Raw genomic sequence first — 14,386 nt, forward strand, 5'->3', positions numbered from 1 at the left:
GTGAGAATATGATTAGTGAGAATAAACCTTTAGTTAGCATAATGATACCAAACTACAATTACTCCAGGTATCTGGATCAGTGCATAAAAAGTGCACTTGATCAGACATATGAGAATCTGGAGATTGTCATTCTTGATAATACATCCACGGATGATTCGGTGAAGATTGCTGCTAAATATCTCAGTGATAAACGAGTGAGGGTATGCAGGAATCAGTTTAATATTTTATCTAGAAGCTACAATGTTCTTTCTAAGCTTCTTACAAATGGAAAATACAGGATGATGCTATGCTCAGATGATTTTATCTATCCTCATTTTGTTGAGCAGGCGGTGGAAATAATGGAGAAATATCCTAATGTAGGCTATGTTCACGGCGAGAAGGATTTTATAACTGAAGATGGTAAGCTTCAGTACTGGGATCCGTTTTATAAATGTAGTTTTGTTGCGCCTGGATTAAATACCATGCCGGTTTATATGGTGACTACGGTAGCACACCCAAGTCAGGGGATATTCCGGAGTTCTTCCTTCTTTGAAATCAGGGGATATGATAAAGAAATAGATCACATGAATGGTGATAAAACTTTATGGTTTTATCTCTCAGAGGTTTCTGATGCTGCGTATATCAAGGAGAAGTGTTGTGGAATAAGACTTGGTAGCGAGACGCAGACTTTTATAACACAGCGCAATTTTCAGCATCCGATTCTGTGTCATTTAACAATAAAAGATTTTGTTAAATACGCAAAAGAAAAGGGCTATCCACAAGTTTATAATCGAGAAAATGAAGCAATGTTGAGACTTGCAGATGAGTTCGTGGGATATGCTATAGGAATGCTTGCTGAAAAGGATTTTGCTCTGGCAAGAGATTATCTGATATATGCAAAGATAGTAAGCAGGGAGATATGTAAAAGTGAGAAATATATTATTTCAAATAATATGTTGGCAACAGAGGTAGTTGACAAGGAGGTGTTGGCTAAACTGGTCACGCCTCCTGAAAAGAAGAAGAGAGGGTATGAGCCTCCTGAAGGATATACTGAACTTGTCAAGGGGATTGATTATGGACAAACATGTTAGAATACAAGTTTTTATACCAACAAGAAATAACGTCAATCTTATCGAAGAAACTTTAAACAGTATATGGAACCAGGACTATCCCAGAGAAGATATTTATGTAACAATTACGGATTTTGGGTCAACAGATGGCACATATGAAAAGCTATTGGAATATGATTCGTATCATTTGGGAATTTATCAGGATAATACAACAACTAATCCCAGAATAATGATAGAAAAGATGGCCAGAAACAAATATATATATCCAGAGGGATGGTATACCTTTCAGATTGTTCTTTATCCTGGCGATATTTTATACCCAAATTATATGAAGGTGTGTTCAAAGGCGTTTATAGATAATCAGGCATTGAAGCCGGAGAGCCTAATATGTGAAGTTGATAAGATTGATGGTGATGGGAACATTATCCACCAACCTGCACTTTTTGATGAAGATAGAATTATTGATGGTAATGAAGAATTAAAAGGATATGTTGATAGGGGATTTCAGCATCAGATTCAATGTATGGGTTATCTTTTTTATCGAGGGCTCGTCAGAGAGGTTGGGCAGGTAAATGAACAGAGATGGTGGAATAAATGGGCAAGACTTGGCTATGAGAAGATGACATTATATATACATGAACCGTTGGCGTTACAGAGATGTGTGAAATATGATGACGAATTGGAGGAAATTCTACTCAGGTGGGAATGGATGATAACGATCATCCGTACAAAAGAGGCAAAGTTTGGGCATTTTCAAGACGAATCATTTTATAGAGATTCAAGGAAAAATATTGCGCAATATGCTATCTGGAGGAGTTTTTTACTTGTACAAGAAGGCAAAATGAAGGATGCTGAGGATTGCTTTTTGATTTCTGGTGTTCTTGATTCAAATATTGAAGAAGAGGATATATACAAAGAAATGGGTATATATTTGAAAAGTCTTTCAAAACATAGTGAGACTTTTATCAGTGGTTATTTCGATGAACATGGATGGAATTAGTGTATAAGAGGAAAGATATGGGAATACAAAATGCTCTGAGGTTATTTGATTCAGAAGAATATGATATGGCAATGAAAGAGTTTATAACCTCTTTTGAAGATTCCGAATCAGAAGAAGTTAAGGCTATGATTTCTGATATTATTAAAGAAAACTTTGTCTGCCCTAATCTTGATGAATTTAAAGCCGGTTATAATGATAACGTCAAGTATATGGAACACAAAGGATATTTACACGGATTAACTGCGCCTATCTTTGAAAAACTAGTACTGCGTATGATTCCTGTTTCAGATGAGAAATATTATGTATGGGATGATAGAACGAATGAGTTCTGTGGAAAAGGGGCAGTAGATTTAGATGAATTGAGAGATTTGACACATAAGAGATTTTTTGATTCGGTTCTTATGGATGGCTATTCAGATGGCAGAGAAGTGTTTGCTGAATTATGTGAAAATGATTACATGCATAGGTATTTAGTGCTTGATAATGAGATGTCTGTACTAGAGTTTTTTTCATTTATTACGATTCCTCAAATAATTGAAAAATATGTTGGAGAAATCCATGTTTTTGTGTCGAAAGACGAACTAAAAGCGTATTTGATGGAAACAGGAAACTATCTTCCCAGAACGGTATATTGTAAAAATGGATATGACTACGATGATATGCTGAAGGAAGTTCATGATGCTCGTCTTAAGCTTGAGAAGAAGAACAAACCTTATTTATCTATATGTATTCCTACAAAAGATAGAGGCAAAGAAGCTCTTGAGAATGTGAAAGTACTTCAGAGGCTGCCATATGATGAAGAAATAGAGATTGTTATTTCAAATAATGGTTCAACAGGAGAGATGGAGTTCTATGAACAGATACAGAATGAAGCGGAGCATGACAGCAGAGTTTCATATGGGGAGTTTCCGGCAAGTGAATTTAGCTATAGCATAGGACAGGTGCTTTACATTAGTAAAGGTGAATTTTTTGTGTTGCTGTCGGATGAAGATAGATTAAAGACAGAGGAAATAGGTAATGCACTACAGTTTATATATGAAAATGAAAAGAAGGGAGCCATATTGTTTCGCCTGGAGGATAGAAATGGTGAAATACTCTATGACGATTATAATACGACAAATGATGTATTCGATAGTATACTATCAGCATTTTCAGTGAATTATGTCACGGGTATATGTTATAGTGCTGCAGCGATCATGGATAATGATATGGCATTTAAAATATGGGATAAGTATTCATTCAAAAATTGTTATTTTACATCTTATGCTCATAATGTGTTGTTTGCGTATGCAGTAAGAAATAGACATATGGCTGGTGGAGGACCGGTTCTTTTCAAGAAAGAAAAAGAAACGAAAAGCGCACGCTATGAGGATAATAAACATAATCTTACGTATTTACAATTGGATACGCGGCTTGATCATTTGGATGCGCAGATTGATATTGTCTTTGACCTTCAACTTTCAGTAGATCAGACTATAGGGATGATTGTTGAACTTCAGGAAAGGGTATATAAATTGATGTATGGTGCTTATTATTTGCATAGGGAAGACATGAATGAGATAAGCAGTTGGAAAGATTGTTGCGGAAAAATATATAGGCATAATGTTAAAATGTGGGATAAATCAAAATTAAGGAAAATATGTCAAGGAGATATGCATAACAGAATTACAGAAGTTCTTAAAAAATATTATAATATTCATTTGCATGATTTTGACTGATGAATAAGGATATTGTGATATTGAATTTGTGAATCAATTATTTCCGGCTATTAAAAACCGGCACATGCCATTTTGCATGTGCCGGTTTTGGTCTCATAAGATGTGCATCATCTTGCGAACTTAGATGCTTCCATAATATGTTTTAAAGTCTTAATCATACAATTCGTGTCTATTAAAACTCTCCATAGTACGTCTTGCTATTATCAGTAATCTTGACAGATTTTACATACTTTTTAATTTCTGCGTGAGCTGCAGTCTTCTGCTCATCGGTCAAATTAGTATAATCATACCCAAACGCAGTAGCCAAATCTGCCATCTTAATAACTGCAACAATATCCTTATAGTCACCTTCAGTCGCGGTTTTTACATTTGCTGCTGTAACTGTCTTGCCATTTACAATGCATCCTTCAGGATTGCCATCCATTTTTGTTCCGTTTGCTTTGTAAACATAAATATCATCGCCGCCCCAGAGAACGCCTAAATCCAAAGCATCTTTAACACCTTCAAGAGTAAACTTTACAGATACTTTAGGCGGGTTTTTAACTGTGAGGGTTCCATCACTAACTGTTGCCCATGTTGAGTTATCAAGTGCTGTGTTTATCGCACCTGTTAATGTAAACTGAAACTCATCAAATTTTGCATTCGCTTTTGGTACCCACTCATACTTATCAGTGTTCCATTTAGCCTCATACTGATCAGCTCCGGACAAAAGTATGTTCTTTGATGTTCCTGTTGCTGCATTAAGGACAAATTCCCTATCATTAGTTGACTTCAGACCAAGATAAAGAGCTTTGTCATCATTATCTTCAGTAGTGAAGTCTGCTGAATCTGCTAATGTTGTCAATGCAAGACCATTTGTGGCAGCTTCAACAGTTGTTGCAATTCCGATCTCAACAGGAATAGAACTCTTATTTGTAATCTTTACAGGATCACTTTCGTTACTGATAGTTGCTTTTCCTCCAGTGGTCTTAGCTGCATTCAAGAAAACAACACCTGTTGCAGTACCGGTTACTTCGGTACCATCATAACTCTTTGTTGCTGATACCAATCCCTGCGGATCAACTTTGTAATTGAATAGATTAGTAAGATTAGTGGGAACAGTAACCTTCATTACGTTCTTATCTACAAAAGCCTCAGAACCGGTACCGGTTATAGTCTTACCTGTTGTATCATTAGCAGTAATATCACTTTCAGTTGAAGTTTCTGATGCAAATGCAGTAATACTGCTACCAAATACCATTGTTACTGCCATTGTGAAAGCAATTAATTTCTTATAGTTCATAAAAATTTCCTCCTTGAATTTTGCTTATTAATAATCATCATCCCTGATGATCAAAGAAACCTTAGTTAATAAATAACATTTGCTTCTGTCAATTCAATACATGTATGGTCGTTCCAATATTCACTGAACTAAGCTCATCTTGATTCTCATCAACAAGGTGATACACTACTGTGCAGATATAATCACCCTTTTCTAATGCTTTATCAAGTTTGAAATTGGTAATTTCTGCACCTAATTCCAATACTGGCGATGAATATATAGTTTCACCGGTTTCATCGACTATAACATCGAAATAGACAGCAGTTTCATTTTCTTTATCATTTGCTACAGTAGCATCTGTAGATGGTGATGATCCGTCTGGGAATGTCCAATCAGTATTTTGAACTACTGTGTAATATACTGGAGCATTAGGTTTTGGTGTTTCATTTAACCAGTCATCCATTACTTCATCTACATTTTCGGCTGTGATAACATTTTTTTGCTCTTTCGGCTCATCTTTTTTAATAAGCTTATTTGCCAAAACCGCAATAGTTACAACCAACGCAACCATAACAAGAGCGACTACAGCTATCAACACCCTTTTCATACCAGTGCCTCTTTCGCCAGACGTTGTCGTTTGCATTTCTGAATTCATATTCGCCCCCAATCAATTCTCGTATTATGCAAATCACAAAACACTAATCAAAAATATTTAGGGTGGTTGCTCGCACACCTCCCTTACCAGGTGTTTATTTATGTTACTTTGTGACAATCCACGCATAGGCATCACCCCAATTCTGTTCTGCATCTAATAGCTAAGATGCAACTAATGCTCAATGAGATGTTTCATAGTATTTATCGGTATCGAATCTCAAAGAGTTTATAACGATAAAATTTATTTTTTATCAGCTATATTTTCGGAATTTTTTTCTAATCATGAACTCCATAGTTCTTGATTTTCTGCATCAACATTACAGCGGCGATGACTCCGTTGTATGAGTTCAAGATATCAGAATCATAAACTGATGGCAATAAAACAAATATTATCATTTTATTATCAAATTATAAACAAGCTTCAATTCAGCATTATTACTGCATTTGTTGCAATTTAGCCAAGTGAAATATCATAAATTTTAGCGAAGGATTGTCAGAAAAGCATTCTTCCATGATCTTAATATCATGAAAATGTGTCTTTTTTAGTATTTCTATTTTAAATATTTACATGACTGGATCAAATGAGACGCTCAGGTCTTATTGAGACGCAATTCTGTTAATATAGAAAATAAGTCATATTTATAGAACAATGATACGCCATATGGGGAATTGATAGATAATTACATGCGTTTTTGGTATAATATTCATATTATTCAAGTTGCATTTATATTGAAGGGAATAAAAATGTTTGATGTTGAGAGATTTATTTATGATGTTTTTGCAGTTGAGTTAACGCATGAGGATTATGACAGAAGTGTAGAAGAAGTTTTAAAGTGGGATTCGTTTATGATAGCTTCAATGATGACAGAATTATTTGATAGATATGGAAAGCAGGTAGATTTAGAAAAACTATTCAGTATCAGGACAGTAAGAGATGTCGTGAATCTGATAACTGAAACTGTGGAGAACTAACTTAATAGCAAAAATATTTTATGGGGGGATAAAATGTTTCCGAGACAAAAAGATGAATGGAAATCTAATATAGCATTGATTGACGAATCAGGTGCTGAGGTTACCTATGGGCAGTTATATGTCCATACGCAGGATATGCTTAATGTGCTTAGAAAACGTTCAATAGCTTTTATGCTCTGTGAATATAGCATTGAGACGGTTTCGATGTATTACAGTTTTCTTCAGGTAGGAGTGGTACCGATTCTCCTTGATGCGAAGACAGGTGATGATTATCTTCAAAAGCTTGGAGAGTCTTATCATCCGCGATACCTTTGGGGGAAAAAGGAAAGGCTTGATATCTTTTCAGGGATCTGTGATGGAAAAATACTCTGCGAAGAGGGAGAGCATATCTTATATGAAACGTCATGGGATGTATATGACATACATCCTGATCTTGCAGTGCTTCTGACAACATCTGGAAGTACCGGAAGCCCTAAGATGGTAAGGCTCTGTTATGAGAATATCGAATATGATTCGGTTGGAAAATGGGGCATTACGGAAAAGGACAGGGCGATTACGATACTTCCGATGTTTTTCTGCTATGGACTGTCGCTTGTACATATTCTTTTACATTCCGGTGGAACTATTTATTTGAACAATAGCAGTCTTTTGAATCCTGAAATATCCAAGATTATAAAGAAATATGGCATTACATTTACAACTTTTGTGCCGTACAGTATTACGCTCCTAAAACAGATGAACATTGATTTTAATGATTGGAAAAGCTTTCGCCTCTCTGTGATGGGCGGAGGTGCTGTGTCAGATGAGCAAAAGGAGTATTATGATCAGTTTTTAAAGGAGACTGATTCTATAGTTGCGCTTGGATATGGTCAGACCGAGGGTACCTGTACACTTGCCACTGTTGATTCAAAAGAGTGTCCCGGGAAAGGAATGATAGGATATGCCAGGGGAGATATGAAAGCATATCTGGATGCTCCGGATGATTCAGGCTGTGGAGAGCTTGTTTTTCAGGGACCTATGGTATGCCTGGGTTATGCATATGATTGGAAGGACCTTTCTAAGGGAGATGAAAATGATAGGACGCTTTATACCGGGGATCTGGCATATATAGAGCCGGATGGGGCTATCTATATCAGGGGGAGACTTAAGCGAATCGTTAAAATTGTCGGAAAGCGTATCAGTCTTGATGATATAGAAAATATGTTGAATAAAGAATTTGCTTCTAATGCATTCGCATGTGTTGGTGAAACGGATGCACTTAATGTTTACATGACAGGAGAGAATAGGGAAGAAGAAATAAAATCCTATATTTTCGAAAAAATAGGGATTTATAAAAATATGATAACTGTAAAAAGTATTGAAGCAATCCCAAGAACAGAGTCAGGGAAGGTAGCATATTCTAAACTTCAGTCATAATTATGGGAGTGGGCTAAAATGAAGAAATGCATAGATGAAATAACTCATGACAGTTGCATAGGATGCAGGCTTTGTGAGTCTGTGTGCAGCATGAACGCGGTCTGTTTTGTTGAAAGAGAAGGCTTTTTATACCCAACAGTTGATAAGGATTTATGCATTTTGTGCGGTGAATGCTATGACAGATGTCCTGTTTCACAAGTATCCGGTTCTGTAGAGAATAAGGAAATCTATGCTGCAAAGAGCAAAAACGATGATATTAGATTTCAAAGTACATCGGGAGGAATGTTTTCTGAATTTGCCAATTTCATTTTTGATAAGCAGGGTAGTATTTGCGGGGCTGTATTCGATGAATCATGGCGTGTAAAACATATATTAACGAGTAGGGAGAATGATTTAAAAAGAATTCGAAGAAGTAAATATTCACAAAGCGATATGAATAATGTTTATGGTGAGATAAAAGAATGCCTTAAAAAGGGCGAGTATGTTCTGTTCTGCGGAACACCGTGTCAGACAGCAGCTGTGGCAAAGAGCCTTGACAAGGAATATGATTCATTGTTTTTGGTGGATTTCATTTGCAGAGGTGTTTACTCCCCTGAGAAGTATAAAGATTATTTACATGATTTAGAGAAGGAATATGGTTCAGATATAAAAAGCGTATGGATTAAAAACAAAGAGAAAGGATGGCATAGCCTTTCTACTAAGATCGAATTTGATAATGGCAGTGTTTACATGAAAGTGGGGCTGGAGGATTCCTTTGGTAAAGAATATCTGATTTATAACAATGGGATTCGGCCATCTTGTTTTGATTGTAAGTTTAAAGGGCAAAAAAGATCTTCAGATATAACGATAGGAGATTTCTGGGGACTTGATGGCACAGAGATGGATGATAATCTTGGAACTTCTGCTGTAATTATTCATTCAGATAAAGGGCAAGAGTTATTTGAAGCTATCAAATCAAACTGCATGTTTGCAAAAATGACAATTGAAGATGTTATCAGGGGGAACCCTAGCTATGAAAAATCTGTTGAAAGAAAATCATAAAATAATACTTTGGGGGTGTGGTAATACTGCCAGAGAGTTCTATGCAAAATATGGAAATAGTTTAAATATAATAGGATTTTTATCCAATAATGTTAAAGAAAAGGTTTTTTCACCTGATAATGACATAATATTTGAGGTGAAAAGGCCTGTGCCTAAATGCAAGGAAGGGCTTGGAGATTTAATAATAATTTGTAGTATTGCAAAAAGAGAGATTGAAGAGCAGCTTATGCTCCTTGGTTATGAACCATTTGTGGATTTTATTGACTTTCAAATGGCGGCTCAAATGCTTGCCAATAAAGAAATAGCGCTTTTTTATGGAGTATGCCATTTGAGAGCAATTAAAGAAGCACTAATGACCTCTAAGGTTTTCTCTGATAGTTATGAAGCTTTTTTTGTAGCAAACTACTTCACACTCAGTGCATATGATGTTAAGCGATTAGAGTATCTGTCAAAGAATTGTAAGCTGTTTATCTATGGTCAGAGTATGGATGCACGAGATTATCGAATGAACCAGACTCTCATGGTAAACCTTGGAAAAAATGTCACAGTATTAGCGGTGCCGGTAATAGCTTTTGGGACATATTTTTCACAGATCAAGAGGCCATTTAATCGGATGAATCGCTTTGCAGTTAAATGTGAAGGATATGATTATACTCCTTTTTCATATGAAGATAGTTTTATTAATCAGTGTATTGATGAAGGATTAAGCACAACAGATATAATCAGAAAGGTTACGGATGAGAATGTCTATGATAGAGATAAAACTGTTGAATTGTTCACACAAGAGTTGAAGCGTATTAAATTCCAGGAGAGTACAACCGATATAAGTATATCGGATTATATTAAGGATAATTATCAAAAAATCAGGCTATTTAGAAACGAAGCACATATGGAGAATGAAGTGGTTTATCAATATGCTTCACAGATTCTGCATAAGATAGGAATGCCGGTTTCTTTTGATATTCAGAGTGATTCATTTTTCTTTTGTTCACAGCATTTGATTTATCCATGTGCCGCGGAAGCGCTGGGATTAGAGTGGGATGTAACAAAAGAAAAGCTGTCATTATACACATACAAGGGATGGAGAATAGTATCATTCCAAGAATATTTGATGGAATATATTGAGTATTGCACAAAGATACGAGAGATGAAGTATTGCGGATTGTTGCCGGAATGATTTAGTCAGAGGTTCTATGAATCAGATATATCATGATGAATGGTCAGATTATCTTAGAATTATATCTGAGCATTCGGACATCAATTATTCAAAACTTAAAAAAATAAGGATTTCCAAAAGGAAGCAACAATTTGGGGGATGTTGTTTAAAAAATGGGATTTTTTTTGGAATACCTAATTCGTCAAGAGAATTATTGCAAATTGATCCATCATCATATAAAGCAAGTTACTTTGGTAAAACCAGAATAGGTACATTTAAATGGACCGGGGGTTGCAATTTTAAAGGTAATTGCTATGGGTTTTCGAGAAAAGAAAACAGTATCTTGACTTTTGATAATGAAAATGGGATGGCTTGCGAGATTGGACTTGGAACAAGGTATAGAGGGGAACATCATTATGGTGGATCTATGGTGAAGGGAGGAATTGTTTATCAACCTCCTAGAAACACAGATCACGTTCTTAAAATAGATCTTAATTCTTTTAAATCAACACAGATAAAAATGCCTGGAGTAATAGGAGGGGTGAGATATTCGTGTTCCGTTTTGCACCCTAATGGTGATATTTATCTGATTCCGGAATTTGGATATAAACCAGCTATATTACATACTGATACCGAAAAGATAGAGTATTTTGGAGAAGAATCAGACTATCTTGTTTTTAGTGCAGTAGTAGGGATGGATGGGAACATCTATGGATATAAGAAGAATGGAAATGGAATTCTATGTATTAATGTCAAGGAAAAGACTGTTTATTCTATCTGTAAAACGATAGGTGAGCCGGATTGTTATGGGAGTTTGGTAGGAATTAATGGCCGAATTTATGGCATTCCTGCAGGGGGAAATACTATTTGGGAATATGATTTGAGAAACCAGGAAGTTAGTAGAGCTTTTGAATTGGATGAAAGGGGATACGCAAAGTGTGGTGGAGGTGGTATTGCTCCAAATGGATCGTTAGTGCTTATGCCATGCTATGGCGATATGATTTATATTTTGGAATGCAATAAAGCGGATTTACAAGTGAAAACTAATAATCTCTTTTTCAATATGGTTTCTGAATGAATTATCGGTGAGGGGAGAAGAGTGAATACATTAGAAACTATTGATGGAATGCTGAAGCTTGAACAAGCTGGAAAAGGTATAAAAGAATTTTTTGTTCAGAATGATGTCCATGATGTTGCTTTATACGGACTTGGCAGGCTTGGAGAAAGAACTTATGAAGCTCTTAGGAGGGCTGGGGTAAATATTCAATATGCTATAGATCGAGATGCTGATTATATATCTATTGAAGAAGACAAACTGACAGTCATTAAGCCAGAAGATATAGAAAAACAAAAGGAAATAGATTTAATAATTGTAACGCCAATGGAGTCATACTATGACATAAAGGATTATCTGGAAACCGTAACGTCAAGAGATATCATATCTATTGGTGAGGCAGTTGAATACTGTCTGGATGGTGAGTGTTTGTCAACGCTCAGAATTGTCAGGAAGAAATAAGAATAGTAGCGATTGGTGACTGTAGTTCTTCGTTATGTGATCTGACACGGCAAACTTTTATGATTCTATTCTTTATTCGTATATGTAGTGGAGAAGATGATGAAATCGTTTACTAATAAATTCTTTATATTCGGAACACGATCGAATTGGTTTGACTTATCTTTTGTGTTTGATGATTTAGATTTGTCGATTTGGACAACAGACATTGCTGAGTTGGAAGAGCTGATCCAAAAAAGTATGACTGCTGTATTGTGCTGCGATGAAAAGCATGTTCTAAAAAAAGAGCTGACTGATAAATACGGTGATGGTTGTTGCCTAATTGATGATGAACTGATAGAAGAATTAAACTATCCATTAAGAGAAAAAATCAAAGGTAAAAAGGTATATATATGGGGAACCGGATGGTGGTGTGATAGATTATTAGAATGGTTGGATAAAGATATAATAATCGAGGGATTCATCGATAATGCGCTGGATAAACAAGGTACAAAGAAAAATGGAAAACCTATTGTTTCGCCAAGTGAATTAAAGGTTGATGACTGCTTTGTGATAGTTGCTGTTCAAAATTTTACTTTTGTTGAAATCGAGAAGCAAATGCAAAGTATTGGGATTAATGAAAGTTCTTATGTTAGTGCCGGTACAGTTATGGATGATGTGGCATGTTTATTTAGAAGAGTATATAAGAATAAATCATATTATCCTGTCGAATGTAAGAACCTTGATGAGAATATCAGAATAGCATACAACGGAAATGTTTGCTCATGTTGCCTTGCTTATGAAAGTGTGTATGGAAATATACTAACGGAATCATTCAGCTCGATTTGGAAGTCTAATAGAGCTAAAGTATCCAGACTGTCACTTGCAAATCAGACTTATGTTTTTTGCGATAAGGACAGATGTGCTTATTTGAACGGAATTGAGCCATTAAAGGAATGTAACCATTTAAGAAATGTGCCAATATACGAGAGAGAATATCCGGTTAGTATTGCGCCTGAAATAGATTATTCATGTAATCTATATTGCAATTCATGTAGGAAGGAAACTTACACTGATCTTACAAAGGAGAGGGAAGTATTTACAGATACAGTGCTTAATAAAATAGTGCCGTTGCCGACAAAGTTAGTAATAAATACCGTAGGGGAGCCATTTGCGAGTAAAAACTGTCTTAGGATCATACATGATGAAACTACTCGAAGAAAGGGTAGCATAGCAATATATACGAATGGAATACTTTTGACTCCAGATAAACTGGATCAACTGTTAGAAGAATATGTAACTATAGATATTGCTGTTTCAATAGATGCAGCCACTCAATCAACTTATGAAAAGATACGTCGCGGTGGAGATTTTAATAAGTTGTGTACGAACCTAAATTATCTAAGAGAAAAAAAAGAGGAGGGAAGAATTACATTTTTTAGAGTGAGCTTTACGGTGCAAACGATAAACGCACATGAAATGCAAGACTTTGTATATATGGCAGAAAAAATGGGGGCAGATAAAATCGGTTTTAATCATATTGAAAATTGGGGTATTTATTCTAAAGATGAGTTTGAAAAGCTAACAATAATTGATGGCTTGGGAATAAAGGAAGAATACAAAAAGTATTTCACGGATGAGGTCATTAATAATTCTAATGTGAATGTTTTTAATTTTTCGAATCTTTTGGGATTGGAGCCTAAAAAGATGGATTATTTACATTGAAGTATAAGGCTCATTTGGAAAGGATACTGTGTTAAAAGAAAAGAAGGTCAGGGCTGCCATTCTTGTGCAAAACCAATAAGAAAGTATGGAGAGCAAAGCTATGATAGAAGATGTCTTTAGAGAGAATTGTTACAAATTGATTCCCCAAGTGATAGATAAAATCGGAAGTCGAAAGAATTGGATATATGGAGCAGGAACTGGCGGTGATATTTTGCATGAAGTCTTACAGGCTAGCGGAATAGACGTGGCAGGATTTACAGACGGAAATTTGTTGGGAATCAGAAAAGACAAAAACATAAATACGGTAGATAATTTGTGCAAAGAGGAAGACTTTGTTTGGATTTCTGCGTTTAGTGAGCCGACAATTTTGTCATTTATGGTTCATCTTGTTGAAAAAGGGTACACAAGTGAGGATATGTGTGTGATTATGCCTACTATATATCCTGGTGGAGTAAGAAGAGAAGATTATTATTGGCATGGAATAAAAATTGGCAGATATACATATGTTAATACTAGTTTTTTGGATTTCTGGGCTAGTGAGGGCGTGTTGGAATCTATAGGGCGTTTTTGCTCAATAAATCACTTAGCGACTATTGGCCCCAATCATTCTACTGATCAAGTGACGAGTTTTATTTTGTCTTGCGATCCATTTGATTGTACTAAAGGAAGAGTTGAATGGTTAAAACATGCTGTACTTAGTAAACCAAAGATCAAGATAGGAAATGATGTATGGATTGGTCAGAACGCAAGTATCCTTCAAGGTGTCACTATTGGTGATGGAGCGATGATTGGTGCTGGTGCAGTGGTTACAAAGGATGTGGAACCATATTCAATTGTAGTAGGTGTACCGGCCAGGCATATTAGGTACAGATTCGATTCAAAGATAAGAGAAAAAATGCTGG

The 14,386-nt window shown here is 35.7% G+C and carries 12 protein-coding genes and 1 pseudogene; 11 read left to right on the top strand and 2 right to left on the bottom strand.

Annotated elements, in window-relative coordinates:
* The first annotated feature begins 8 nt into the window (after positions 1 to 8).
* From G586_RS24485 to G586_RS0101700, 3 genes are read left to right on the top strand one after another with little or no spacing between them, the layout of a single operon-like run.
* On the top strand, positions 9 to 1,070 hold the full coding sequence (locus G586_RS24485; protein ID WP_081674090.1) for a glycosyltransferase family 2 protein: 1,062 nt from the start codon (positions 9 to 11) through the stop codon (positions 1,068 to 1,070).
* Entirely contained in the window at positions 1,054 to 2,049 is a 996-nt protein-coding gene (locus G586_RS0101695) for a glycosyltransferase family A protein (protein ID WP_026526296.1), read from the top strand. The genes G586_RS24485 and G586_RS0101695 overlap by 17 nt, the downstream gene beginning before the upstream one ends.
* A gap of 17 nt (positions 2,050 to 2,066) precedes the next feature.
* A complete protein-coding gene (locus G586_RS0101700; RefSeq protein WP_026526297.1) occupies positions 2,067 to 3,767 on the top strand; it encodes a glycosyltransferase in 1,701 nt (566 codons plus the stop codon).
* A 172-nt stretch (positions 3,768 to 3,939) separates the two neighbouring features.
* Here G586_RS0101700 and G586_RS0101705 read toward each other — a convergent pair whose 3' ends face one another.
* Both G586_RS0101705 and G586_RS21395 read right to left on the bottom strand, forming a co-directional pair.
* Complete coding sequence (locus G586_RS0101705) at positions 3,940 to 5,049, bottom strand: hypothetical protein (RefSeq protein WP_026526298.1); 1,110 nt, start codon at positions 5,047 to 5,049, stop codon at positions 3,940 to 3,942.
* Positions 5,050 to 5,137: 88 nt separating this feature from the next.
* Entirely contained in the window at positions 5,138 to 5,683 is a 546-nt protein-coding gene (locus G586_RS21395; RefSeq protein ID WP_035772170.1) for a hypothetical protein, read from the bottom strand.
* 743 nt (positions 5,684 to 6,426) lie between these two features.
* Between G586_RS21395 and G586_RS0101715 the strand changes: the two genes are divergently transcribed.
* The 8 genes and pseudogenes from G586_RS0101715 to G586_RS27610 form a co-directional block, all read left to right on the top strand.
* Entirely contained in the window at positions 6,427 to 6,654 is a 228-nt protein-coding gene (locus tag G586_RS0101715; protein WP_026526299.1) for an acyl carrier protein, read from the top strand.
* 33 nt (positions 6,655 to 6,687) lie between these two features.
* Positions 6,688 to 8,070 (top strand): AMP-binding protein, encoded by a 1,383-nt coding sequence (locus G586_RS0101720; RefSeq protein WP_026526300.1) that lies wholly within the window; start codon positions 6,688 to 6,690, stop codon positions 8,068 to 8,070.
* 18 nt (positions 8,071 to 8,088) lie between these two features.
* On the top strand, positions 8,089 to 9,111 hold the full coding sequence (locus G586_RS21400; RefSeq protein WP_051204394.1) for a Coenzyme F420 hydrogenase/dehydrogenase, beta subunit C-terminal domain: 1,023 nt from the start codon (positions 8,089 to 8,091) through the stop codon (positions 9,109 to 9,111).
* Positions 9,083 to 10,288 (top strand): WcbI family polysaccharide biosynthesis putative acetyltransferase, encoded by a 1,206-nt coding sequence (locus G586_RS0101730; protein ID WP_026526301.1) that lies wholly within the window; start codon positions 9,083 to 9,085, stop codon positions 10,286 to 10,288. Before G586_RS21400 ends, G586_RS0101730 begins: the two co-directional genes overlap by 29 nt.
* Positions 10,289 to 10,304: 16 nt before the next feature.
* A complete protein-coding gene (locus G586_RS0101735; RefSeq protein WP_026526302.1) occupies positions 10,305 to 11,345 on the top strand; it encodes a hypothetical protein in 1,041 nt (346 codons plus the stop codon).
* A gap of 21 nt (positions 11,346 to 11,366) precedes the next feature.
* Positions 11,367 to 11,783: a hypothetical protein gene (locus G586_RS0101740; protein ID WP_026526303.1), complete on the top strand. Its 417-nt coding sequence runs from the start codon at positions 11,367 to 11,369 to the stop codon at positions 11,781 to 11,783.
* 99 nt (positions 11,784 to 11,882) lie between these two features.
* Entirely contained in the window at positions 11,883 to 13,484 is a 1,602-nt protein-coding gene (locus tag G586_RS0101745; RefSeq protein WP_026526304.1) for a radical SAM protein, read from the top strand.
* 715 nt (positions 13,485 to 14,199) lie between these two features.
* Positions 14,200 to 14,335 (top strand): annotated as a pseudogene (locus G586_RS27610) (DapH/DapD/GlmU-related protein); the annotation flags it as partial.
* Positions 14,336 to 14,386: the final 51 nt, after the last annotated feature.

The organism is Butyrivibrio sp. VCD2006 (assembly GCF_000423925.1).
Taxonomy (GTDB): Bacteria; Bacillota; Clostridia; order Lachnospirales; family Lachnospiraceae; genus Butyrivibrio.